This window comes from Pseudomonas sp. Root71 (genome assembly GCF_001429045.1).
In the GTDB taxonomy this organism is placed as follows: domain Bacteria; phylum Pseudomonadota; class Gammaproteobacteria; order Pseudomonadales; family Pseudomonadaceae; genus Aquipseudomonas; species Aquipseudomonas monachiensis.
This window is the reverse complement of the sequence record NZ_LMHY01000002.1, coordinates 245,743-268,603: the sequence shown is the minus strand read 5'-3', so window position 1 is coordinate 268,603 and position 22,861 is coordinate 245,743. Positions and strand designations below refer to the sequence as shown.

The window sequence follows — 22,861 nt, the reverse complement described above, 5'->3', positions numbered from 1 at the left end:
TCCGCACTCAAGCGGGAGCAAGCTCCCTCGCCACAGATACTTCACAGCCCCACTCAAGAGCCCCGCCATCAGAGCGGGGCTTTTTATTGCCCGTGATTCGGGCAAAACCGCGATTACTCTTCCAGTATCGACGCAGAACACCACTTCCCTTCACCCATGAGCACCACGGGTCCGCCTGCGGGGAGCGTCAACTCACTTTCCAGCCCAGTCCTCAGTGGTGCAACTGCCGAGGTCATCATGAACACGCCCCCCTTGTATCGCCAGTTGGCCAACCACTACCTGGACGCTATCCGCAGCGGCACCCTGAAAACCGGTGAACGCCTGCCCTCGATCCGCTTGATGATGGAAAAACACGCCGTCAGCCTGTCGACCGCCGTGCAGGTGTGCCGGGAGCTGGAAGACTGCGGTGTGCTGGAAGCCCGGCCGCGCTCCGGCAACTACATTCGCAAGCCCGACACCCTGTCCAGGCCCGCCCCGATCGCCCTGGCGCCAGCGCTGGATATCCGCGCATATGTCGGCATTCATGAACAGGTCTGCGCGGTGCTCAAGGCCAGTCAGCGCGCGACGATCAAGGTCAACTTCGCCAGCGCCTACTGCGCGCCTGAGCTTTACCCACTCAAGACCTTGCAAGACAACATGATCAAGGCGCTGCGCCACGACGCCTGCCTGCTCGGTACCGCGGGCGGCGCCTGCGGCAACAGCGCACTGCGCAATATCCTGGCCCGGCGTGCTCTGGCCAGCAAGACTCACCTGCCCCCCGAGCGGATCGTGATCACCAACGGCGCCACCGAAGCGATCAACCTGGCCTTGCGTGCGGTCACCCGCCCTGGCGACACCGTGGCCGTGGAGTCACCGACCTTCTACGGTCTGCTGCAAATTCTCGAAAGCCTGAACCTGCACGTGCTGGAAGTCCCGGCCTCGGCCCACACCGGGCTCAATCTGCAGGCCCTGCAACGGCTGCTGCAAGGCCCCGAGCGGGTCAAGGCGCTGATCGTCATTCCCAACCTGCAAAACCCGTTGGGCAGCATCATGCCCGACGCCAACAAGGCGCGGCTGGTGAAACTGTGCGCCGAGCACGACACCGTGCTGATCGAAGACGACACTTACGGCGACCTGGTGGACACCGAGCAGCCGCTGTCCACGCTCAAACATTGGGATAGCACCGATAACGTGATCCATTGCGCCTCGCTTAACAAAACCCTGGCACCGGGCATGCGCCTGGGCTGGATCAGTGCCGGCAAATGGCACGACCGTGTGGAGATGCTCAAGCACGCGCAGTCACGAGGGTGCGAGGCGTTGTCGCAACTGGCGGCCAGCGAATTCATGCGCACACCGTCCTACGAGCGCTACCTGCGGCGGTTGAGGAAAGCCCTGACCCAACAACGTCAACAGATGAGCGAGGCGATCATTCGCCACTTCCCCCTCGGCACCCACGTGACCAACCCCCAGGGCGGCACGCTGTTATGGGTGGAACTGCCTCGCCGGTATTCATCGATGACGTTTTTTCATGATGCGTTGAAGGTCGGCATCCAGATTTCCCCTGGGGATATCTTTTCCAATGCCGGGCGTTTCGATCACTTTGTGCGCATTGGCTGTGGCGCGCCGTTCTCGCCGCGGATTGACGAGGCCGTGCAGACCTTGGGGCGCTTGCTACATCAAGGTTGAACGCGATCCTGTGGGAGCGAGCTTGCTCGCGATGGCGGTGTGTCTGTCACATCAATGTTGAATGTGCTGCCGCCTTCGCGAGCAAGCCCGCTCCCACAGGTTTTCGGGTGATCTTCAGAGCGGATTCTGGTGCAGGCAAATGATATGCGGGTCGTCATTCCAGTGCGGGAAACGCTCGGCGATCAGCGGGTCGTGGCCGGGGATGACGTGGTCTTCGCTGCCGGCCAGGCGGTCGATTTCGGTGAAGGCTTCGAGGGTTTGCGCCAGGTCATCGAGAATCGGAAACGGACTGCGCTCGCGAATGTTGACCCACAAATGCGCGGCATCCGAGGCCAGCACGATCCAGCCGCGCTCGGTGTTCACCCGCACCACCTGACTGCCCGGCGTATGTCCGCCCACCGGGTGCAAGGTCACGCCCGCAACGACCTCGACAACACCATTGTGCAAACGCATCCGCCCTTCGAACAGCGGCGGCAACGCCGACATCACGTCCTCGACTTCGTAGGTTTTGTTCACCGTGCGATGAGCCATTTTCGGCCCGGTGCAGAAACGCAGTTCCGCTTCCTGCAGATGCACGCTCGCCTTCGGGAACAGCCCGAGGTTACCGGCATGATCCCAGTGCAAATGGGTCAGGATCAGATGCTCGACCCGGGCCGGATCGATGTCCAGTTGCCGCAGGGACTCTTCCGGCAGGCGATACATCTGGCGATTGCGCCGGTGCGCCGTGGCCGGTTGGAAACAGGTGTCGACCACGATCACCTGCTGCTCGTTGCGGATGACCCAGAAGTAGTAGTCCAGCGGCATCGGTGCATTCGGATCACCGCAGCAGGCGTCGTAGAGAAAGTTCTCCCTGGCGCTGCGCTGGGCGTTTGCGCCGACGCGAATAGCGAACACTTCGTACACAGGAGCAGACATGGACACCTCCGGGTTCAGGCGACCGCCGTGGTTTTGAGGGTCGGGCGGAAATCGAAATCGATCTGCTCGCTGATGCCCAGGTCCTGAGCCAGCTTATGCAGGCCGCTGTAGTCGCGCATGATGGTCGCGCTCTTGTTGCTCTCGCGGGTGTCGGCAATGATCAGCGCCGCATCCTCGACCCCGAGCTGCGTCAGAATCGCCTCCCACATCGAGTAGTCCTGAGCGATAAAAGCACTCAGCGCCACCGACAGGTTGCGTGCGAAAAATTCCCGCTGCATGGGCTGCATGTTCGCGTACATGACCTTGGACACTTCGGCCAGCACCTTGCTGTGGGCGTACTCATCACGGTTGTGCAGTTCGGCCACCCGGCGGTTCTGCGGCTGGATGGTCTGGTCGTCCGCCAGCAAGTCCAGATAGGCGTTGACGCTGATCTCGGCCACCACCGCAAAAGTGATCGCCGCCAGATCCCGCTGCCATTGCTCGGGCAGTGCTTCACGCTGGGCCTTCAGGCGCAGGTACGTGACGGACGGCGGCAAGTCCAGATCCTGATCCAGCGCCCGGTCGAGCTTGGTCCGCTCGATGGCCCGCAGGTGCATCAGCGTGTGGTAGTGCTCGTCGATCAGGGTCTGTTGCATGGCCTCGCGAAAATGCCAGTCATCCTTGCCCAGGTACTGATTGGCGATGACGCTCAGCGCCGGATTGACCACATGTTCTTCGGCGGTGATGGTGCGCAGGTTGTAGCCGATCCAGCCCCAGGTCACCACGCTGCTTTTGAGTTCGTCGCTCAAGGCCTGGAATTTCGGATGGTGGAAGAACGGCACCATGCACTCCGGGTAATCCGGTCGTAGCGGGTCAAACACTTCGTTGATCCGGGCCCTGTCCGGATCACAAACGGAGGCGCGCTTGGTCCAGCCCTGGTTGAGCCGCACGATCAGTTGATGATCGACCTGGGCGATCTCGATTGCTGTCTGCATGACGCGATACCTGTAAGACGCGTACCCGCCAAGGGGTACGCCAAAAGAATGAAGGGCGACGGAAAAATCAGGCCAGCCAATAGCGGGTCAGGTTGCGCGCCGGGTCAGTGTAACGACTGCGGGCGTGGATCATTCGCCAGTTGTCCCAAATCAGCAGGCACCCGTCGGGAATCAGCACCGCAATGTTGTGCTCGACGAAGTACGCTTCACCGAGCACGGCAAACCTGGCCAGTGGCGAGGTGCTGTTGGTCACCAGCGATTGCTGCAGGGCTTCCCTGGACGGATTCACGTCGCCGTAGTGAAACTGGTTGTAGCTGAAGCGGAAAATATCCCCGTCTTGCGTAGGCGTGAGGATGTATTCCTTGACCCGCCGCTGTCCCGGTTCACCCGGTTTGGCGGTGGCGACAAATTCTACCGGCGAGTCATCCAGCCACTCACGCAGTTCTGGTTCACTGCGCTCCAGGAACTTGAGAAATTCATAACCGTCCACCAAACCGGTGTGCCCACCGCCGCACGTGGCCTGTTTATGGCAATGCAACGCCAGGTAGCGCGGCGGCGGCCCGTACACTGGCGCTTCAGTGTGCGGGCCGATGCCGTTCATGCTCTGGGAATACGGCAAGTCTTCGTAACCCGGCTTGCGGGTAATGGCAAAGGCCATCTGGCCGTTGAACTGCGGAATAATCGGGCCGAATTCGCTCAAGGTGCCTACGACATCATCGGCAAATTCGTCCGGGGTCAGCACAGTCCAGCCCAACGTCGACAGTTCTTCATGACGATGGCCGAGCGCAATGCAAGGTTGAGACGCAACAATCCCTTGGTCTGACATGGTGAGATTCCTGGCGGGTTATCCGGCGTTGACGGTTGAGGTGTACGCGGCGATGAAGTCGCGGCAGGCGTCACCCGGTCGATAGCGCTGCCCGTCGATGCTCTGCACCGGGGTAATTTCGGCGGCGGTGCCGGTGAGAAAACACTCATCGAAGTCGCCAAGCTCCGTAGGCAGAATCGTGCGTTCGACCACCTGGTAGTCCAGCGCCCTGGCCAGTTCGATCACCGTCTGGCGGGTGATGCCGTTGAGGAAACATTCCGGCAGCGGCGTGTGCAGCGTCCGGCCTTTGACGAAGAACACATTGGCGCTGGTGGCTTCGGCAACATGGCCACGCCAGTCGAGCATCAGCGCATCGTGGTAGCCCGTGTTCTCGGCGTCGTGCTTGCTCAGCGTGGCGATCTGGTAATGCCCGGAGGCCTTGGCTTCGAAGGGGCTGCTGCTCGGTGGTGGACGACGCCAGCTCGCGGTTTTCAAGCGGATGCCGGCCATGCGCGCCGCCGGGTCGAAATAGCTCGGCCATTGCCAGCAGGCGATGGCCACGTGCACACGGTTGAAACGCGCCGAGGTGGAAATCATTTCGCTGCCGCGCCAGGCCACTGGGCGCAGATAACCGTCAACGACCTGGTTGCGTTGCAGCAGTTCGTGACTGGCCGCCTCCAGTTCAGCCAGCTCAAAGGGGATGGCAAAGTCCATCAGTTGCGCCGAGCGATACAAGCGCTCGCTGTGTTCGCGCAGCTTGAAGATCCTGCCGTTGTAGACCCGCTCGCCTTCATACACGGTGCTCGCGTAATGCAGGCCATGGGTCAGCACATGCAACTGCGCCCGGGACCACTCGACGAACTCACCGTCGAGCCAGATAACGCCCTCGCGCTGATCAAACGGGATACTGCTCATATCCATATCTCCCCATTGTTCATGATTTTTCCTACGCCGTTTCCAGCAACACGGGTATCAATTCCGGCACGGCGGTGAGCTCGGTCTGAAAGAAGAACGAACGCTCGCCGAAGGCCGGTTGCAAGTCGTCGAACCAGGTCACGTGCGGATCGAAGCGCGCGTAGAAGGTGCGCAACACCCATTGCGGATTGCGTGCCTGGAGGAACTGCAAGACGAAAACCTTTTCCCCGGCGACGGTCTCGATGCCGTTGATCAACACCTTGCCGTAGAAGGTGCTCATGGACGGCCCGCGCACCGTGCGCGCAAGCCCCGACACCATGCGGTACGCCGCCTGGAAGATCTCGAAGGCCCTGGCCAGCGGCATCGCGAAATAGTGGCTGGGGCCGGTATCGCGCTCGACGAACATGTAATAAGGCACGGCCCCAAGCCGTACCCCTTCGGTCCACAGCGCGGCCCAATCGGCGGGGTTTTCGTTGATGTGACGGATCAGCGGCGCCTGCATGCGCACCGTCGCGCCCGTCGAGCGAATGCGCTCGATGGCTTGGCGGGCGATGGTCTGACGGATCTCCACGGGGTGGTTGTAGTGGCCCATGATCGACAGGTTTTTCCCCGCCGCGACGATGCGCTGGAACAGCTCCAGCAGTTCAGGCGCATCCTTGTCACTGACAAAACGCTGCGGCCAGTACGCCACGGACTTGGTGCCGATGCGGATGTTCTTCAGGTGTGGCAAATCCAACAGCGGCTCGATGTAACCGGCCAGGGAGCGGGTGTTCATGATCATCGGGTCGCCGCCGGTAATCAGCACGTCGGTCACTTCGCTGTGCACCCTCAGGTAACTGACCAGCTCCTGGGACTCGCGGGCATTGAACTTGAGCTCTTCTTCGCCGATGAACTGCGCCCAGCGGAAACAGAAGGTGCAGTACGCGTGACAGGTCTGACCGGCACCGGGGAAAAACAGCACGGTCTCGCGGTACTTGTGCTGGATGCCCGGCAGGACTTTGCCATTGAGGGTGACACCGTTGTGGGTCAACTGCCCGGCCGGATGCGGGTTCATGCGCCGCCAGATCGCCTCGATCCGACGCTTGATCGCTGCGCTGTCATCCAGTTCGATCAGTTGTTTGAGCGAGGCATATTCCTCCGCCAGCAACATGTCCTTGTGGGGGAAGGTCATGCGAAAAACCGGATCGTCCGGAATGTTGTTCCAGTCGATCAACGTGCCCAGCACGTATTCGTTGGTGCGAAACGGCATGACCCGGGCCACCACGGTCATGGCCTCCTGCAACGCCGGCGTCAGCTTGTGCCAGTAGGGTGAGTCGCGGATGGTGCGTGAGTTATAGGGTTTGTAGCGTTCGTGCTCTGACAGTCCTTGCATGGCCGCGCTCCTGGTGATTGCCCTGAGTGTCGTTACGCGATGGCCGGCGCTTTGCGCTCTATGTCCATCCACGCCCGGACGCTGTCGCGATCCCACTGGCGGCGCACATACGCCGCGAGCCGTGCAGGCACCGGATCGCCGTTGGCAACCAGTCGGTTAAGCATGATTGCAAGGTCGGTGTCGGCAATGCTCCAGTCACCGAACAGATGCTCGGCACCCTCCTCCAGCAAATGCCCGGCGACGAAGAACAGGCGCTCGACGGCAGCTTGGGCTTCGTCGGACAGCGCGGTGTTTTTCTTGCCGAAGTACACCAGGTCAAACGGGCGCTCCTTGCGCACCACCAGCAAGTCACTGCGCAACCAGGCCTGCAATTGACGGGCACGGGCACGCTGACGGAGGTCCTGCGGATAGAGTTTTTTATGCCCCGGGGAGAGTTCATCGAGGTATTCGGCAATCGCCGATGATTCCGACAAGGCAAAATCGTCGTGAACCAACGTTGGAATCTTGCAGGTCAGCGAAAGATCGCGATAACTCGGCAGATAGTTTTCGCGCGCTTTTAGATCAACAGTAACCAGTTCAAATGAAAGTTGCTTTTCCTTGAGCGCCACAAAAGCCGACATCGCAAAGGCGCTGACATGATCGGCGCCGACATACAGTTTTAGCTTCCTGTTTTCCATAGAACACTCCATTGACCAACTGCAGGGATTGACGTGCATTGGGAGTGATCGTAGTTAGTTGAATGAAGGTTGAATAGATACAGAATTTGTCCGTTTCAATCGATACAGAAAGTTGTTTTCCAGCGGCAGATACGCAGCCAGAATCCCGGTAATAACGCTGCAAAAGGCGATACCGGGGCAGGTCTGAAAAACAAAAAAAGGGAGCCGACGAAGGTGGGCTCCCTGGGCGGCTGATGCGCCGAAAAATTACGGTTGGGTGGTGATCAGGCCATGGCTGTCGGCAAAGTTCGAGAGCAGTGCCATTTGCGGCATATTGCTCATGTTCAGCATCGCCAGGGGTTCGTGTCTGCTGCTGTTGACGAAGCCATGTCTGGTCCAGGCCGGTACCAGCAGCACGTCGCCATTGCTGACATTGACCCCGTCGGCATCGCCGAGGGTCAACACGCCGCTGCCGCACTGGATGACAAACAGATGCCACCAGGAATGGGCATGGCCGTTGAGCGTCACGCCGGGGTTCAGCCATTGCATGGCGATCGCCATGCCAGGTGTCACTTCACAGCCCGCAATGCTCTTGTCGTGAGCCAGCGCAACAATATCAACGTCACCGGCTTCAAGGGTCTGACGCATACCCGCCAGTTCAGTGCCTTTCCATACCTTGGGACTTGGCGCTCGATGGTGCAGGCTCTGACGAAAGTCCTTATATGAAAAAAACGCACCTTGAAAGTTATCCATTCGCACGCCCTTTTTTATTATTACCCATACTCTAGCGCCAAACCTTAAGTTAACTATTCTGCACTGTAAAGTCTGGAAACAACTTACAAAACCGATGGGCGCAAGGCGGCGATCATGTCCACTTCTATCGCGGCATTCTTGGGCAACTGATAAACACCCACTGTAGTGCGGGTATGTTTACCGGCATCGCCCAGCACATGGCTGAACACATCCGAGGCGCCGTTGGCCACTTCACTCAAATCGACAAAGTCCGCGGTGGACTTCACATAGACCGTTACCCGGATCAATGACTTGATCTTGTCCAGCGAGCCAATGGCATCGACGATCAACGCCAGCCCGCGCATCGCGCTGATGCTGGCGGCCGCTTGCGCATCGGCCATGGTGAGATCCAGCCCGACGCGGCCGGGGTAATGGATCTTGCCGTTCATGCGCGGCACCAGGCCGCTGATGTACAGCTCATCGTGATGACGGATCAGTGGCGCGTAATGTCCGCCTGCGGTGTTTTCGCCGTAGATGTCATAACCAAACTCTTTGGCCAGGGCGATGAAACGTTCATCGCAGGTCATGTGCTGGATCATTGATCGAACCCTCTAGATCAGTAATGCAAAAAAAAACGGTTGCTTGCCGGCTCAACACACGGCGCGGGTGGCCGGTGCCAGGCAAGTCACCTCAATGCGTGACTCAATCGCCTCGGTCAGGCGCAACAGGTCGTTGCTCAGTTGCCCGTAGTGTTCGTTGAACAGCACGATGTGGCCGATGAATGAGAAGTTGTCCTTGATCTGCGCGCTGACCGAGTCACCGACACGCCTGGCGTACTGCCCCTCCACCAGCTCGATGCGCAGGGCGCGGGCCAGGGCCTCGATGTCAGGCGTTGCGCGCAGGATGCCGCCGGCCGGCGCCCTGAGCAGGCGGATGCCGCAATAACCGCGGGCCACTGGCTCGTGCTGTTCGGTCCGTCCTTCCACCGCCCAGCGCACCCAGCGTTCCCACGGATCGAAATCGACGAAGGCGCGTTTGGCCAGGTCCCAAATGTGCATGCCGCCGGGGCGCATGTTGGTTTCCACGGCCGAGGTCAGGTTGTCACTGCGCAGGAACACTTCGTTGTGCCAGGCGCCGTTGTCCTGGGACACCAGGCCCGACATATGCCGACCGGCTGCCATTAAACGTGCCTGTACCTCAGTCGCAAGCGGTGCGGGCACGACTTGTTGGATCTCTGCGCGGTAGGCGCCTTCGGTGGTGGTTTTTTCCGTCACCCAGGTGCTGCCCGCCACGCAGTCCCAGCTGTATTCCCGGGCGTTCTGCACCAGTTCCTCCAGAACGATGCCGCCTTCGCGGTAAGGCTTCAGGGCGAGCCAGGCGTCATCGCATTCCGAAGGGTAATGGATGACACGACAACCCCGGCTCGCGCCTTCGCAGGCTGGCTTGATGAAGGCTTTTCCGCCCAGTTCGACGACGCGCTGGCGCAGTTCCAACAGGCTTTCGACCCGCGCGGAAAACACCGGCCGGTATTCTTCGGGGGAAGTGCTGGCCGCCGCTTCGAGCTGGCGGAAGATCTGTTTGTCCAGGCCCGCCCGCGCTTCGCCAGGGGTAATGCCCGGCAGGCCGAAGTGAGTGGCCAGCGCTGCACCGAGCAGCACGCCGCGATCGGAGAACGGCAGTACGCCGATCAGCTTCCAGCTGTCGGCATTCAGGCACCCCACCACCAGTTCAAGGGACGTCGCCACATCTTCTTCGGCCAGTGAAGTACTGCAGACGTGATCGGCCACCTGATCGTCATGGGGCTGAATCTTCTCGACCAGCAGGATGAGCCTGGCGTTGTAGAGCGACTTGCACAGCTCGCGCAGCTTCTGGATGTCGTGAACCCGATTGCCGTTGTAACCGACCACTACTACGCATGAAGTCGTATTCATAATGCCCCCGACCTGCAAGGTGAAAACCGCAACGGCGATGACTCAGTCATGCAGCGACGCATTGGATTTACGGTTGAGCCAATACCAGGCCAGGATCCCTGCGGCACCGATGGCGGCCAGCACCAGCGCGTTGTACGGCGCCGGCACCACCCGCATGATCAACACGGTCAGCCCGGCCCCCACTCCCAGGGAGACTTCCTTGACGAACATGTTGTTTTGCTTGACCGAGAAGTAATCGAGGTAGCTGAAGGCGCACTCGGCAATGGACAGCAGCGCCACCCAGACCAGCGCCCCGGCGAGGGTTTCGACGTGGAACGCGGCGGGCGAAGACAGTACGGCAAAGCCGCCGACAATGATCCCGATCACCGCCACGACCTTGAGGCGCCCGGTGCGCTCGATCAGCTTCATCACAGGCACCTGGGCGAACACCACCACGGCGCTGTTGAGGATCAGCATCAAGCCGTACCAGGCTGGCAACTCACCGGTCTTGAGCAGGATCGCCTGTGGCAGGATCGAGAACACCCCGAACAGCTTGATGCCCATGATGATGCCGGCGATCACCCAGGGCAGTTTGTTGCCCCAGTTGCTGCCGACCTGGCTGGCCGGGCGGGAGACCACCGGCTCGGTGGTGAAGGTCGCACCGAGGGCGATCGGCAGGCACAGCAACACGAATGCCGCCGCACCGAGGAAAAACATGGTCGGGGTGAGAAGTGGCGACAGCAGGATCAAACCGGCCACCAGGCTGCCCATGTTCATGGCCACGCGGTTGTAGGCCGCGCCTTCCTTGGTCTGGGCCGCTTCGCTCTTGATCAGGTAACCGGCAATGGCAATGCCGTAGGCAAACAGTGCGGCAGCAAACATCACCATGCCTTGATTGCTGGTCAGCGCCAGCAGCACCAGGCCAAGGCCGGCACACAGCAGCGTGACGCTCAGGGAACGGCGGCCAAGCACCAGTAAAGTCAGGGGCAACAGCAGCAACAAGGCGCGATAACCGAGAGCCAGAATGCTGTTGGTGGCTGTGTCGAGCCAGACGTTGGCCTTGCCCAGCACCGCGAACAGCGAGACAGCGGTGATGATCCGGATCGTGAATAGCCGCAGGTTGATGACCGGTTTGGCTACCGCGACCGTTGTTTCGACACTCATGCAGCACCTCAGGAACCGGGTGAACGCCCGCCGACAAAGGCCGACATTCAGAAAAGTCTGTAAGGGCATGGTAGAGAGAGAGACTTGTCCTGATCAGGGCAAGTTCGTATAGAATCCAACGAACTTTACTGCCGGAGAGACCAGTAAAATGCAGGTTCAACGTGCAGTCATTGCCGCTATTGAATTCCAGCCTGGCGCGCCGCTGGTGCAGCAGATCGTCGATCAGCTGACCCAGGCGATCAGCACCGGTGGCCTGCCCCACGGCGCCAAGCTGCCGCCGATTCGCGAACTCTCCGACTTGATGAACGTGGGCAAGTCCACGGTGGTCGATGCCCTGGACCGCATGCGGGCCAAGGGGCTGGTGGTGTCTCGCCAGGGCTCCGGGCATTACGTGCACCGCTCCGAAGCGGCGCTCAAAAGCGGCACCGGCCCGGACCTGCAACCCCAGGACACCCTCAGCGTGATTCGTCGCGCCTTGCTGCTGGACAACGGTGCGCTGCGCCCCGGCTGCGGTTTTCTGCCAACCTCGTGGCTACCCGCCGAAGAATTGCAGAAAGCCGTGCGCGCTACCCTGCGAGCAACTTCGTTGCGCATGGGCGAGTACGGCGTAGCCGGCGGTTACTTGCCGTTGCGCCAGGCCCTGCGGGTCAAACTGGCAACCTTCGGCATCGAGGCGTCGGTGGACCAGATCATCACCACCGCCAACACCATGCAGGCCATCGACCTGCTGATGCGCCTGCTGGTCAAACCCGGCGACACCGTGCTGCTCGACGACCCCTGCTACTTCAACATGCACGCCAACCTGGCGTTGCATGGAGCCAAAGTCATCACCATCGCCCGGGATTGCGACGGCATGGACCTCGACGCGTTCGAGCAACTGCTGATCGCCCACAACCCCGTGCTGTACATGACCAACAGCACGCTGCATAACCCCACCGGTCACTCGTTCACCCCGGCCCAGGTCTACCGCTTGCTGGAACTGAGCCACCGTTATGGCTTGCACATCGTCGAAGACGATCTGTACTGCGACATCCAGCAACGCCGCACCCCGCGCCTGGCCGCCAGCGGGTTGGATCATGTGAGTTACGTCTCCGGTTTCTCCAAGACCCTGACCGCCAACAGCCGCGTCAGCTACACCGTGCTCTCGCCGCAACTGGCGGCGCGCATGGTCGCCCTGAAAATGGCCTGCGGCGGGGTAACGTCGGAGCTGGCAGAGCAGATCACCTGCACCATGCTCAGCGACGGCAGCTATGCCAAGCATGCGCGGCGCACGGTAGATCGGTTGTATGAATCCAATAGCCGTGTGGCCGGTTGGCTGGCGCAGGCTGGGTGTTCGCTTTCCTCGTTGCCCGGCGAAGGTGTGTTTATCTGGGCACGGTTGCCGGACGGCTTGCATGCCGAGAACCTGGCTCGCCAGGGGTTGGAGAACAACATGGTATTGGCGCCGGGCACCTTGCTGAGCAAAGGGCCGGATGCCAGCCAGTTCCTGCGCTTCAATGTGGCTCATAGTGACAGCCTGCAAGTGCGGGAGCGGTTTTTCCGGTTGCTCGACACTGCCCAAAAATAACCGACACGCCTCAAATCCTGTGGGAGCGGGCTTGCCCGCGATGGGGCCGTCACATCCAGCATCAATGTCGCCTAACACACTGCCATCGCGGGCAAGCCCGCTCCCACAGGGTCTGCGGTGTCCCGGCCATCCCCGGCCACCAGATCGCTACGATTGCCGACCTCATCCTTGCCGGCTAACTTCGCCCGATCGCTGCCAATTCAGCGACCGGGCCTGAGAACCCGGGTAAACTGCACGCGCACTAGCGCCCAAATCACGATTGTTGGCGTTTTTTTATGCCCGCATTTCGTGCAATGGCGGCTGTGCGTGGGAGACCTTCGGGTCTGCCGGGTCGTGCAACCGGTTTCTCAGCCTGCGCATAGCTGCCACCCATTCGCCTGAGAACGAACGTGGCGGCTCTACTTTGATTTCTGGAGTATTGCCAATGCACGCTATTGATCTGTCCGCCTCACCGGTCATCCCACACCACCTGACCAACAGGAGGTGAAGCCCAATGACCAATCCCCAAGACCTCAAAACCATCGGCCTCACCCCATTCTCCTACCACGCCAACGAACCCCTGTTCCGCATCAACGCCGGTGTCCCGGTGATCGAAGCCCTCTACCACGCTTCAGACCTGCTCCACGTAGCCAAACTGCTCGCCTCAGACGCCGCCATGGTTCGCGACTCCGACCGACATGCCTGGGCCTCACATTTTTTGCAGGACATGAGCAAGGCAATCATCGATGACGTGGTGAAGGTACTCAACGCACCGTGTAACAACCGCGCATGAATGAAAAAGCCCCACCGTTCTCTCGAAAGGAGGGGCTTTTGCGCTGCAGGCTGTTTCAACTTTTGAACCAAACGATGCAGCCTCTTCGCTGCAATCAGAGTTCAGGAAAACATGGCGCGCTGCTCAGCCTCGTAATGCCGGGTCTGAAAAGGCATGAGGGTTTGGGCTTTTAGGCCGAGGCCCTCACTCAACCCCCAAGAGACAGCGAGTTCATCACGGCGTCGACGCAGTGGCGTGACGGTTTGTAGCATCACGGCTTGCACGGAAGTCGAATGTGCAAAAAGCTCGAGGACATTGAGAGTTTCCGACACCCGGAGATCGGATAAGCAAGTAAATCGAGTGAATCGCTCGAGCAGATAGCCAGCACGCCGAACCTCCACTTCGTCAGAATGACGATTCAAAAAAACGCTTACCTCGCTTTCAAGATTTGAGTCCGAGTACCAGACAGCCTTGGCGGCGCTCACCAAGGCAGCGTCATCCGCTTGATTTAAAGGTCTTTTTACCAGCGTGTCCAAGGCGGATGAGAGGACGTGGCCGCTATGGGGCTTCGTCATCTGTGCTCTCCAGATAATCATGCAAAATATTAGTGAGAACGGAGATTGGTGGCTCCTTGTTGCCAACATATACATCAATCGCCTGCAATGCCAGTCGACGGAACTCGGTAGTCAGGATGAAACCAGCCCTGAGAAGTGCCTTGATATCACCAATGTCCTGATCGGTCGCTCTGCCCAGCTTGGAGATGGCAATGTCGACAGGTGCTGCGATATGAACGTGCAGCGGGGACTCAACCGGGAACTCTGTAAAGGGAAGGCTCCGCTCCCAATAGTCCTCATGAATTGGGCCAAAACTGGTGTTGTATTGCAGATCGTAGTTCAGCTCCATCAAGCGACCGGATCGCTCATCAACAAACTGTTCGGGTATCTCTGCGAGCATCGTTTGTAAGCGAAGACCTTTGGGAACATTAGCCTCATAAATTTCTGCATCGACGTCGGTGGAAACGCGATGATGGGTATAAAGGTGAACCGCGCAGCCACCGAACAGGATAATTTTGACCGCCCCTGGTCCTGCGTTCTCAAGCTCCAGTTCCGCTTCGACAGATTTGAACATCGAAATCAAAGCCTGCCCCAACGCTGTATTCGTATTAACACGCGGGGTGATTACCTCTGGCAGTTCCATCGTAGATCCTCTGGGATGCTTGTAATAACGGCATCCCGAGGCTAGATAGGCAACTTCCGACCCTCAACCTGAAAAACTCGTGGGAAAGCTCAGGCAAATCCGTAGGCATTTTTGCCGGTCAGGTCGCCCTATCGCAAGAGAGCTTGGTCGCGATGGCGGCAACGAACGAAACACAGGAGATGGAAACCCAATGACAAATCCCCCCAAGACCTCGGAACCATCCGCCTTACCCCATTTATTGGGTCTGACCGCGCATTTTTTCTTAAGTGGGCCAAGAAAATCTTAATAGTTTGGGATTTTCTCAATTTTTTCTTAAGCGGACAGATATCGAATTCGCCTGTTAGTGCGCGATGGCGGTAACTTGGTCCAGCAGAAAACGCCCAAACAAAAAGCCCCGCTCTTCTCTCGAAGGCGGGGCTTTTCTTTACAGCATCCGACGCTTACGGCGCGTACGTCAGCAGCAACTCGGTCGGCACTTTGAAGTCCAGGGACATCATCACGCTCAACGCGGTAATGGTGAAGATCGAGAACACGAACAGCTTGCGTGCCCAGACCGTGTCATCCACTGCCTTGTAGCCGGTCCAGGCCATGTACAGCCAGTACATGCCCATGGCCGCGGCGACGGCGAGGTAGCTCATGCCGGCGTAACCGCTGAAGGTCAGCATCAAGGTCGCCACGAGGAAGGCCAGGATGTAGAGCAGGATGTGCTTCTTGGCCACCTGGATGCCGCGCTTCACTGGCAGCACCGGAATCGATGCGGCCAGGTAATCGTTGAAGCGAAAGATCGCGATGGCGTAGGAATGCGGCATCTGCCACAGGCTGAACATCACCAGCAGGGTCAGCGCGGCCATGTCGAAGGTGTTGCTGACTGCGACGTAACCGATCACTGGCGGCATGGCACCCGACAGACTGCCCACCAGCGTGCCGTGAACCGACTTGCGCTTGAGGTACAGGCTGTAGAAGCCGACGTAGATCACGAAGCCGATTACCGCGAACAACGCGGCCAACGGGTTGGCCACCTTGTACAACAGGGCAACGCCGGCAACACCCAGGACGGTCGCATAGATCAGGGCCAGTTTCAGGGAGATCAAGCCCTGGACCAGCACGCGGTTCTTGGTGCGTTCCATCTTGATGTCGATGTCGCGGTCGATGCAGTTGTTGAACACGCAACCGGAGGCAACCACCAGGGACGTGCCGATCATGGCGGCCAGGAAGATGGCCAGATCGACATGCCCTTTGGAGGCCAGGAAAAATCCGCCTGCCACAGAAAGCACGTTACCGAAAATGATCCCCGGTTTGGTGATTTGGATAAAGTGCTTAAGGGACATGCGGATCTACCTCACTTCGCCATCATGAACGTGTGGATGCTGAACATGATCCACAGCGACAAGCCAACCAGCAGGACAATCACGATCGCGGCAAAGACAAACGCAATCACGTTGTTACGCTGCGCGGCCGAACGGTCCAGGTGCAGGAAGTACACCAGGTGCACCAGCACCTGGATGACTGCGAACGCGACGACGATCATCAGGGTGATCGACTTCGGCAGCGTCGGGTACATCACCAGCCCGAACGGGATCAGGGTCAGGATCACCGACAGGATGAAACCGATGCCGTAGGACTTGACGCTGCCGTGACCGGCGTCGTGGCTGTCATGGCCATTTTGGGAATGAGCTGTGTTAGCCATTTACATAGTCCCCATCAGATAAACAACGGTGAATACGCAGATCCACACGACGTCCAGGAAGTGCCAGAACAGGCTCAGGCAGCTCAGACGGGTCTTGTTGGTCGCCGTCAGGCCGTTTTTCTGCACCTGATACATCATGATCGCCATCCAGATCAGACCGCTGGTCACGTGCAGACCGTGGGTGCCGACCAGGGTGAAGAACCCGGACAGGAAGCCGGAACGGCTAGGGCCGTAGCCCTCGGAGATCAACATGTGGAACTCGTTGATCTCCATGCCGATGAAGCCGGCACCGAACAGGAAGGTCATGGCCAGCCAGCCCAGGACCTGCTTCTTGTTACCACGGAAGAACGCCAGCATGGCGAAGCCGTAGGTGATCGAACTGAACAGCAGCAGGGCGGTTTCGCCCAGTACGTATGGCAGTTCGAAGATGTCGTGGCCCGACGGGCCACCCGCTACGTTGTTAACCAGTACCGCGTACGCCGCGAAGATCGACGCAAACAGAATGCAGTCGGTCATCAGGTAGAGCCAGAAACCGAATACGGTCATCTCGCCCGAGTCGTGGTGATGGTCATCATGCCCATGTCCATCGACATGGGTGTGTCCAGCATTGGTCACTAAGTTCGACATGGTTTAAGCCTGTTCCAACGAGGTTTCAACACGGGTGGCGGTGGCCGGGATTTTCCCTGCCGCTACCAGACGCTTGTGCTGCTCGGCTTCGATGCGCTCGATCACGTCGACCGGCACCATATAGCCTTGATCATCACGGGCCGCGTGGATCACGAAGTAGATCACGGTGCCGGCCAGGCCAGCGATTGCCAGCCACCAGATGTGCCAGATCATCGCGAAACCGAACACGGTCAACAGAGCACCCATGACCACACCGGTGGCGGTGTTGTTTGGCATGTGGATCGGCTCGTACTTGGCCGGGGCCTTGTACGCAGTGCCGTTTTCCTTGGCTTCGGTGAACGGGTCGACTACGTCGGCTTTTGGCAGCACGGCGAAGTTGTAGAACGGAGGTGGCGACGAGGTCGACCATTCCAGGGTGTGTGCATTCCACGGGTCGCCGTGTTCGCACATGTTTTCCGGCTTGTTGCGGTCACGCACGCTGACGTACAGCTGGATCAGCTGGCAAGCGATACCCGCGGCGATCATCACCGCGCCGAACATGGCAACGTACAGGTACGGCACCCACTCAGGGTTGGTAGTGGCGTTCAGGCGACGGGTCATGCCCATGAAGCCCAGAGCGTAGAGCGGCATGAACGCGACGAAGAAGCCGCTGATCCAGAACCAGAATGCTGCCTTGCCCCAGCCTTCGTGCAGCTTGAAGCCGAACGCTTTAGGGAAGTAGAACGCGAAACCTGCGATGTAACCGAATACCGCACCGCCGATGATCACGTTATGGAAGTGCGCGATCACGAACAGACTGTTGTGCAGAACGAAGTCGGCACCCGGGATGGCCAGCAGTACGCCGGTCATGCCGCCGATGGCGAAGGTCACCATGAAGCCCAGGGTCCACAGCACCTGGCTGGTGAAACGCAGACGGCCCTGGTAGATGGTGAACAGCCAGTTGAACAGCTTCACACCCGTCGGGATGGAAATCAGCATCGTCGCCAGACCGAAGAAGGCGTTGACGCTGGCACCCGAACCCATGGTGAAGAAGTGGTGCAGCCAAACCATGAAGCCCAGGATCGAGATCGCGCCCGATGCGTAGACCATCGAGTGGTGGCCGAACAGTTTCTTGCCGGTAAAGGTCGAGATGACTTCGGAGAAGATACCGAACGCTGGCAGGATCAGGATGTACACCTCAGGGTGACCCCATGCCCAGAACAGGTTCACGTACATCATCGGATTACCACCAAGTTCGTTGGTGAAAATGTGGAAATCCATGTAACGGTCAAGCGTCAGCAGTGCCAGGGTAGCGGTCAGGATCGGGAACGAAGCCACGATCAGGACGTTGGCCCAGGTGCAGGTCCAGGTGAAGATCGGCATGTCCATCAGCTTCATGCCAGGGGTACGCATTTTCAGCACGGTGGCCAGGAAGTTGACCCCCGTCAGCGTTGTACCCAGGCCCGATAGCTGTAGCGCCCAGATGTAGTAGTCCATCCCCACGCCAGGGCTGTATTGCAGGCCCGACAGCGGCGGATAGGCAACCCAGCCGGTCTTGGCGAATTCGCCGACGCCCAGGGACAGGTTGATCAGCACTACGCCGGATACCAGCAGCCAGAAGCTCAGGGAGTTCAGGAACGGGTAGGCAACGTCACGCGCGCCGATCTGCAGCGGCACTGCAAGGTTCATCAGGCCGGTGAAGAATGGCATCGCCATGAAGATGATCATGATCACACCGTGAGCGGTGAAGATCTGGTCATAGTGTTCAGGTGGCAGGTAGCCAGGCGAACCCTCGGTGGCCATGGCCAGCTGGGTACGCATCATGATGGCGTCGGCGAAGCCGCGCAGCAGCATGACCATGGCGACGATGATGTACATCACGCCGATTTTCTTGTGGTCGACCGACGTCAGCCACTCGGTCCACAGGTAGGTCCACTTCTTGAAGTAAGTGATACCCGCGAACAGTGCCAGACCGCCGAGCGCGATCATGGCGATGGTCACCATTACGATCGGCTCGTGGAACGGGACCGCTTCCCAACTTAATTTACCAAACATCGTTTACTCCTCTGCCCCGGCAGCTGAATGCGCGTTCATGTCCATTCCTTGCGTAGCGGCCACTTCTTTCTCTTCTTTCTCGTGCTTCACTTTCGGACCCGGTTTCATGCCTTCGTACTTGTCGACGATGGTCTGGAACAGGTTCGGTGTCACCGAGGAGTAGAGCTCGACTGGGTTGTTCTGGCTCTGCTTGGCAAGGGCTGCGTATTCAGCTTGTTCAAGCTGTTTAGGTGCCTTTTTGACTTCACTTACCCAAGCGTCGAAATCTTCCTGGGAAGTGGCGATCGCCTTGAATTTCATACCGGTGAAACCCGCGCCGCTGTAGTTGGCGGAGATACCGTCCATTTCAGCGTTTTCGTTGGCGATCAGGTGCAGTTTGGTCTGCATGCCCGCCATCGCGTAGATCTGGCCGCCCAGCGCAGGGATGAAGAACGAGTTCATCACGGCGTCGGAAGTGATCTTGAAGTTGATCGGGGTGTGGGCCGGGAACACGATCTTGTTGACCGTGGCGATGCCTTGTTCCGGGTAGATGAACAGCCACTTCCAGTCCAGCGCGACCACTTCGATAGTCACAGGCTTGACGTCGGATTCCAGCGGCTTGTACGGGTCAAGGGCGTGGGTCGACTTGTAGGTGACGTAACCCAGGGCAATGATGATCAGCACTGGAACAGCCCACACCGCGATCTCGATCTTGGTGGAGTGGTTCCATTTCGGGGTGTAGGTGGCGTTGGTGTTGGACGCGCGGTATTTCCAGGCGAACAGGAAGGTCATGACGATGACCGGAACCACGACCAACAGCATCAGCAGCGTTGCGGTGATGATCAGGTTTCGCTCGTCCAGACCAACCTGGCCCTTGGGATTGAGCAAGGTCATGTTGCAGCCTGACAGCAACAACGTGCCGATCAGCGGCAATAAGCCTAGTAGTCTGGGGTACCTGTTTTTACTCATCTCACGACCTCTAAAGCAGCTTGCGCAATGCAGTTGGGTTTTGATCGCCAACACTTCACCCTGCCAAGGGTTGGCATTTTTCTTGGATTGAATAAGGGCATGCCCGTCGTGCGTCAGACGCTGTACGACAAATCCCGGGCCTGCGGTGAGTTCTTATTCGAATACGTGGTCAAAGGCCTTGTTACAGACCAATTCCATTTGGTGCGGGTAGTTGGAGGCTCCGACACCTGGGAATCGCATGAAGCCACCAGACCTCTCGACACCCTGTTCCTGCTCACCTCTGGTTAAGAATTGAGCAGTGCCGGGAATTCAGTGCGGGCGATTGTAGATATGTAACGTTTTATAAACCATGTCTCATCCCGAAATAATTTTTATCCGAACCGGCAACAATCATTAACCGTTTTCGCAAAAGTGGCGCATCTTATCGAAATTCATTCTCAACAAAAACACCAAAATAAGTAGGCCTTCCACCCACGGTTCAGACAGTATCCAGTCCCTCTTCTCTGCCCTTGACCTTGCCCAAGGCCCGATATGACGGGGGCTCCGGGCATTCGCCAGAGCCTGTTAAAACTGCCTGTTCGTGCCTGCAATGGAAAAAACCGCCCGCCTGCAAAACAACCCGATTTCGTTACGTTTCCATGTACCAATCCGGTCTCCTCGAACGCCCTGCGACACCGACTCTGTGACAACATGTCGCACATGTGTCGCACCCTTGATTGCCGCCCGTCACGGTCTTTTTACCCGGCCTCTGAAATGTGCTCTGCACGACAAAAAAAGCCCCGGCCCTCTCTTCGAGGACCGGGGCTTTTTTTGTCCGACAATGCGTGGCGGCAGATGAACTCAGCGCAGCGCTTTGCGGTTACGCGAGGTCAGCAACGGCACCAGCACCACGATCAGCACGAAGGCGACCAGCGCCCACTGCGCCAGCGACAGGCCGAGGATCGGCGGGTATGGCGTGGAGCAGAAACCGTCGACCTGGAAACCCAGCGGGAAGATCTTCGCCAGCGGCAAGTCATCGACAATCGGTTGCAACACATCGATGCCACAGCTGACCGCCGGATAAAACTGCGTATAGACGTGATGCCCGGCAACGCCTGCGCCTGCCACAGCACAGATCACCACCAGGGTTTCAAACACCGTGATGCTGCGACGGCCGCGCATGGCCGCGCCGATGAAGGCAAAGATCGCGATCAGCAGCAACGCGTAACGTTGCAGGATGCACAGCGGGCAAGGGGCCTCGCCCAGAACAATTTGCATGTACAGCGCACCGCCGATCAACGCCAGGCAAATGATGCCCAGCAACACCAGATAGCGCCGTTCACGGCCCAACCGCATGGATTCATCGCTCATCGCGTTTCCCTTCAAGATATCGATTGCCCGCCAGTCTACACGCTGGCCCGGACCTTTGAGAGCCTGGAGCATGTGAGGGGGATTCGGGGGGGAATAGACGACAGAGCGGTTAAGAAGGGATTAACTTTCTGACTTTTTTCAGTTCTGGACCGAGGTGTGGCATTCGCGAGCAAGCCCGCTCCCACAATTTGCTCTGCGTACAACACGGACCAATGTGGGAGCGGGCTTGCTCGCGAAGCAGGCGACTCGGTCTCCCGAACCGCCGCTACACCTTACTCCAGCGCCGCTGCCGGCCCGAAGAACTCGTAACGGCTCTGCTTCTCCGGCACCCCCAAGGCTTTCAGGTGGTGTTTGACGGCCGACATGAAACCTTTCGGCCCCAGGAAGTAGGCATCCAGATCACGCTGCTCCGGCAGCCAAGCATTCAGCTGCTGCTGGCTCAACAAACCGACCTTGTGCGCTGCCCGGCTCACGCCGTCATCTTCGGCGTAGCAGTAGAAGCGCTTGAGTTGCGGGTGACGCTCGGCCAGGCCGTCGATCCAGTCGCGGAAGGCATGGACGCTGCCGTTGCGCGCGCAGTGGATGAAATGCACCGGCCGCTGGGTTTCCAGCGCCGCTTCGAGCATTGCCAGGGTCGGGGTGATGCCGACGCCACCGCTGATCAGCACCAGTGGCTTGTCGCTGGCCGTCAGGACGAAATCGCCCGATGGTGGGAACAACTCGATGCTGGCGCCAACCTGCAACTGGTCGTGCAGGAAGCTGGAAGCGCGGCCACCGTCCTCACGTTTGACGCTGATGCGGTACTGGCCTTTGTTTGCCAGCGCCGACAGCGAGTAGTTACGACGGATCTCTTCACCGTCGAGGATCAGTTTCATGCCGATGTACTGGCCGGGTTCTGCCAGCAGGATAGGACCTTTGTCCGCGGGCTCGAAGTAGAACGAAGTGATCTCGGCGCTCTCCTGGACTTTGCCTGCCACGATGAATTCCCGCGCCCCGCGCCAGCCGCCCGGTGCCTGTTCCTTCTGGTCATAGATGCTGGTTTCGGCACCGATCAGGATGTCCGCCAACTGGCCGTAGGCCGCGCCCCAGGCCGCGATCACCTCCGGGGTGGCGATCTCTTCGCCCAATACCTCGGCGATGGCCCGCAGCAGGCAGCTGCCGACAATCGGATAGTGCTCAGGCAGGATCTGCAGGGCCACGTGCTTGTTGATGATCTTGGCCACCAGGTCGCCCAACTGGTCGAGCTGATCGATATGGCGCGCATACATCAATACGCCGTTGGCCAACGCACGCGGCTGATCACCGCTGGCCTGGTGGGCCTGGTTGAACAGCGGGCGGACTTCCGGGTATTCGGAGAGCATCATGCGGTAGAAGTGCGTGATCAGCGCCTCACCACCGCTTTCAAGCAGCGGCACGGTGGATTTGACGATGGCACGGTCTTGAGCGCTCAGCATAAGGTGACTCCTGATCTTCTTGGGTTGCTAACGGATTACCCTATGCGTATCAGCTTTCGTGCCAACTATTTAATTCTTATAAATCAATACCTTAACAACTTAATAGTCATTTAGACACTGCCTGCTTTATAGTCATAC

The 22,861-nt window shown here is 59.0% G+C and carries 23 protein-coding genes; 4 read left to right on the top strand and 19 right to left on the bottom strand.

The features are described 5' to 3' along the window. The first annotated feature begins 237 nt into the window (after nt 1–237). The gene (locus ASD95_RS04475) at nt 238–1,665 is read left to right on the top strand and encodes an aminotransferase-like domain-containing protein (protein WP_056728512.1); all 1,428 of its coding nucleotides are present in this window, start codon (nt 238–240) and stop codon (nt 1,663–1,665) included. 114 nt (nt 1,666–1,779) lie between these two features. Here ASD95_RS04475 and ASD95_RS04470 read toward each other — a convergent pair whose 3' ends face one another. The 10 genes from ASD95_RS04470 to ASD95_RS04425 all read right to left on the bottom strand — a co-directional run bounded on the left by ASD95_RS04470 (nt 1,780) and on the right by ASD95_RS04425 (nt 11,108). Beyond that, a complete protein-coding gene (locus ASD95_RS04470) occupies nt 1,780–2,580 on the bottom strand; it encodes an N-acyl homoserine lactonase family protein (RefSeq protein ID WP_056728510.1) in 801 nt (266 codons plus the stop codon). Nucleotides 2,581–2,594: 14 nt separating this feature from the next. Further along, nucleotides 2,595–3,554, bottom strand: coding sequence for a diiron oxygenase (locus tag ASD95_RS04465; RefSeq protein ID WP_056728508.1), 960 nt, complete (start codon nt 3,552–3,554; stop codon nt 2,595–2,597). Between the two features lie 67 nt (nt 3,555–3,621). After that, the gene (locus ASD95_RS04460) at nt 3,622–4,380 is read right to left on the bottom strand and encodes a TauD/TfdA family dioxygenase (RefSeq protein ID WP_056728506.1); all 759 of its coding nucleotides are present in this window, start codon (nt 4,378–4,380) and stop codon (nt 3,622–3,624) included. A gap of 18 nt (nt 4,381–4,398) precedes the next feature. Beyond that, nucleotides 4,399–5,274 carry a branched-chain amino acid aminotransferase gene (locus ASD95_RS04455; protein ID WP_056728599.1) on the bottom strand — a complete coding sequence of 292 codons (876 nt, stop codon included), beginning with the start codon at nt 5,272–5,274 and terminating at the stop codon, nt 4,399–4,401. 31 nt (nt 5,275–5,305) lie between these two features. After that, complete coding sequence (locus ASD95_RS04450) at nt 5,306–6,646, bottom strand: KamA family radical SAM protein (RefSeq protein WP_056728504.1); 1,341 nt, start codon at nt 6,644–6,646, stop codon at nt 5,306–5,308. A 32-nt stretch (nt 6,647–6,678) separates the two neighbouring features. Further along, nucleotides 6,679–7,323, bottom strand: a complete 645-nt coding sequence (gene yfcF, locus ASD95_RS04445; RefSeq protein WP_056728502.1) for a glutathione transferase — start codon at nt 7,321–7,323, stop codon at nt 6,679–6,681. A 246-nt stretch (nt 7,324–7,569) separates the two neighbouring features. After that, nucleotides 7,570–8,055, bottom strand: a complete 486-nt coding sequence (locus ASD95_RS04440; RefSeq protein ID WP_056728500.1) for a cupin domain-containing protein — start codon at nt 8,053–8,055, stop codon at nt 7,570–7,572. Nucleotides 8,056–8,138: 83 nt separating this feature from the next. Further along, the gene (locus ASD95_RS04435; RefSeq protein ID WP_008018868.1) at nt 8,139–8,633 is read right to left on the bottom strand and encodes a RidA family protein; all 495 of its coding nucleotides are present in this window, start codon (nt 8,631–8,633) and stop codon (nt 8,139–8,141) included. Between the two features lie 51 nt (nt 8,634–8,684). Continuing rightward, the gene (locus ASD95_RS04430; protein WP_056728498.1) at nt 8,685–9,965 is read right to left on the bottom strand and encodes an ATP-grasp domain-containing protein; all 1,281 of its coding nucleotides are present in this window, start codon (nt 9,963–9,965) and stop codon (nt 8,685–8,687) included. A gap of 42 nt (nt 9,966–10,007) precedes the next feature. Next, the gene (locus tag ASD95_RS04425) at nt 10,008–11,108 is read right to left on the bottom strand and encodes a hypothetical protein (protein WP_056728497.1); all 1,101 of its coding nucleotides are present in this window, start codon (nt 11,106–11,108) and stop codon (nt 10,008–10,010) included. A 148-nt stretch (nt 11,109–11,256) separates the two neighbouring features. Between ASD95_RS04425 and ASD95_RS04420 the strand changes: the two genes are divergently transcribed. Together ASD95_RS04420 and ASD95_RS04415 are read left to right on the top strand one after the other, a co-directional pair. After that, nucleotides 11,257–12,675, top strand: coding sequence for an aminotransferase-like domain-containing protein (locus ASD95_RS04420; RefSeq protein ID WP_056728494.1), 1,419 nt, complete (start codon nt 11,257–11,259; stop codon nt 12,673–12,675). A 493-nt stretch (nt 12,676–13,168) separates the two neighbouring features. Then, nucleotides 13,169–13,447, top strand: a complete 279-nt coding sequence (locus ASD95_RS04415; RefSeq protein ID WP_056728492.1) for a DUF3077 domain-containing protein — start codon at nt 13,169–13,171, stop codon at nt 13,445–13,447. Nucleotides 13,448–13,548: 101 nt separating this feature from the next. Here ASD95_RS04415 and ASD95_RS04410 read toward each other — a convergent pair whose 3' ends face one another. From ASD95_RS04410 to cyoA, 7 genes are all read right to left on the bottom strand, one after another. Then, entirely contained in the window at nt 13,549–14,001 is a 453-nt protein-coding gene (locus tag ASD95_RS04410) for a hypothetical protein (RefSeq protein WP_056728490.1), read from the bottom strand. Then, on the bottom strand, nt 13,985–14,623 hold the full coding sequence (locus tag ASD95_RS04405; RefSeq protein ID WP_056728488.1) for a DUF6036 family nucleotidyltransferase: 639 nt from the start codon (nt 14,621–14,623) through the stop codon (nt 13,985–13,987). The genes ASD95_RS04410 and ASD95_RS04405 overlap by 17 nt, the downstream gene beginning before the upstream one ends. Before the next feature lie 440 nt (nt 14,624–15,063). Then, complete coding sequence (gene cyoE / locus ASD95_RS04400; RefSeq protein ID WP_056728486.1) at nt 15,064–15,951, bottom strand: heme o synthase; 888 nt, start codon at nt 15,949–15,951, stop codon at nt 15,064–15,066. Between the two features lie 11 nt (nt 15,952–15,962). Next, on the bottom strand, nt 15,963–16,310 hold the full coding sequence (gene cyoD / locus ASD95_RS04395) for a cytochrome o ubiquinol oxidase subunit IV (RefSeq protein WP_056728485.1): 348 nt from the start codon (nt 16,308–16,310) through the stop codon (nt 15,963–15,965). Further along, nucleotides 16,311–16,937, bottom strand: coding sequence for a cytochrome o ubiquinol oxidase subunit III (locus ASD95_RS04390; protein WP_056728483.1), 627 nt, complete (start codon nt 16,935–16,937; stop codon nt 16,311–16,313). Nucleotides 16,938–16,940: 3 nt separating this feature from the next. Then, entirely contained in the window at nt 16,941–18,971 is a 2,031-nt protein-coding gene (cyoB, locus tag ASD95_RS04385; protein WP_056728481.1) for a cytochrome o ubiquinol oxidase subunit I, read from the bottom strand. A 3-nt stretch (nt 18,972–18,974) separates the two neighbouring features. Further along, nucleotides 18,975–19,919: a ubiquinol oxidase subunit II gene (gene cyoA / locus ASD95_RS04380; protein WP_056728479.1), complete on the bottom strand. Its 945-nt coding sequence runs from the start codon at nt 19,917–19,919 to the stop codon at nt 18,975–18,977. 27 nt (nt 19,920–19,946) lie between these two features. Here cyoA and ASD95_RS04375 point away from each other — a divergent pair, with 27 nt between their 5' ends. Next, the gene (locus tag ASD95_RS04375) at nt 19,947–20,207 is read left to right on the top strand and encodes a hypothetical protein (protein ID WP_056728477.1); all 261 of its coding nucleotides are present in this window, start codon (nt 19,947–19,949) and stop codon (nt 20,205–20,207) included. 552 nt (nt 20,208–20,759) lie between these two features. Here the strand turns inward: ASD95_RS04375 and ASD95_RS04370 are convergent. Further along, nucleotides 20,760–21,269, bottom strand: coding sequence for a disulfide bond formation protein B (locus tag ASD95_RS04370; protein WP_056728475.1), 510 nt, complete (start codon nt 21,267–21,269; stop codon nt 20,760–20,762). Nucleotides 21,270–21,541: 272 nt separating this feature from the next. Further along, nucleotides 21,542–22,723 (bottom strand): NO-inducible flavohemoprotein, encoded by a 1,182-nt coding sequence (hmpA, locus tag ASD95_RS04365; protein WP_056728473.1) that lies wholly within the window; start codon nt 22,721–22,723, stop codon nt 21,542–21,544. Nucleotides 22,724–22,861: the final 138 nt, after the last annotated feature.

Bases quoted from the DNA above. Each gene is read 5' to 3' on its own strand.
- ASD95_RS04475 (WP_056728512.1), top strand. From the start codon at position 238: ATGAACACGCCCCCCTTGTATCGCCAGTTGGCCAACCACTACCTGGAC.
- ASD95_RS04470 (WP_056728510.1), bottom strand. From the start codon at position 2,580: ATGTCTGCTCCTGTGTACGAAGTGTTCGCTATTCGCGTCGGCGCAAAC.
- ASD95_RS04465 (WP_056728508.1), bottom strand. From the start codon at position 3,554: ATGCAGACAGCAATCGAGATCGCCCAGGTCGATCATCAACTGATCGTG.
- ASD95_RS04460 (WP_056728506.1), bottom strand. From the start codon at position 4,380: ATGTCAGACCAAGGGATTGTTGCGTCTCAACCTTGCATTGCGCTCGGC.
- ASD95_RS04455 (WP_056728599.1), bottom strand. From the start codon at position 5,274: ATGAGCAGTATCCCGTTTGATCAGCGCGAGGGCGTTATCTGGCTCGAC.
- ASD95_RS04450 (WP_056728504.1), bottom strand. From the start codon at position 6,646: ATGCAAGGACTGTCAGAGCACGAACGCTACAAACCCTATAACTCACGC.
- yfcF (WP_056728502.1), bottom strand. From the start codon at position 7,323: ATGGAAAACAGGAAGCTAAAACTGTATGTCGGCGCCGATCATGTCAGC.
- ASD95_RS04440 (WP_056728500.1), bottom strand. From the start codon at position 8,055: ATGGATAACTTTCAAGGTGCGTTTTTTTCATATAAGGACTTTCGTCAG.
- ASD95_RS04435 (WP_008018868.1), bottom strand. From the start codon at position 8,633: ATGATCCAGCACATGACCTGCGATGAACGTTTCATCGCCCTGGCCAAA.
- ASD95_RS04430 (WP_056728498.1), bottom strand. From the start codon at position 9,965: ATGAATACGACTTCATGCGTAGTAGTGGTCGGTTACAACGGCAATCGG.
- ASD95_RS04425 (WP_056728497.1), bottom strand. From the start codon at position 11,108: ATGAGTGTCGAAACAACGGTCGCGGTAGCCAAACCGGTCATCAACCTG.
- ASD95_RS04420 (WP_056728494.1), top strand. From the start codon at position 11,257: ATGCAGGTTCAACGTGCAGTCATTGCCGCTATTGAATTCCAGCCTGGC.
- ASD95_RS04415 (WP_056728492.1), top strand. From the start codon at position 13,169: ATGACCAATCCCCAAGACCTCAAAACCATCGGCCTCACCCCATTCTCC.
- ASD95_RS04410 (WP_056728490.1), bottom strand. From the start codon at position 14,001: ATGACGAAGCCCCATAGCGGCCACGTCCTCTCATCCGCCTTGGACACG.
- ASD95_RS04405 (WP_056728488.1), bottom strand. From the start codon at position 14,623: ATGGAACTGCCAGAGGTAATCACCCCGCGTGTTAATACGAATACAGCG.
- cyoE (WP_056728486.1), bottom strand. From the start codon at position 15,951: ATGTCCCTTAAGCACTTTATCCAAATCACCAAACCGGGGATCATTTTC.
- cyoD (WP_056728485.1), bottom strand. From the start codon at position 16,310: ATGGCTAACACAGCTCATTCCCAAAATGGCCATGACAGCCACGACGCC.
- ASD95_RS04390 (WP_056728483.1), bottom strand. From the start codon at position 16,937: ATGTCGAACTTAGTGACCAATGCTGGACACACCCATGTCGATGGACAT.
- cyoB (WP_056728481.1), bottom strand. From the start codon at position 18,971: ATGTTTGGTAAATTAAGTTGGGAAGCGGTCCCGTTCCACGAGCCGATC.
- cyoA (WP_056728479.1), bottom strand. From the start codon at position 19,919: ATGAGTAAAAACAGGTACCCCAGACTACTAGGCTTATTGCCGCTGATC.
- ASD95_RS04375 (WP_056728477.1), top strand. From the start codon at position 19,947: ATGCAGTTGGGTTTTGATCGCCAACACTTCACCCTGCCAAGGGTTGGC.
- ASD95_RS04370 (WP_056728475.1), bottom strand. From the start codon at position 21,269: ATGAGCGATGAATCCATGCGGTTGGGCCGTGAACGGCGCTATCTGGTG.
- hmpA (WP_056728473.1), bottom strand. From the start codon at position 22,723: ATGCTGAGCGCTCAAGACCGTGCCATCGTCAAATCCACCGTGCCGCTG.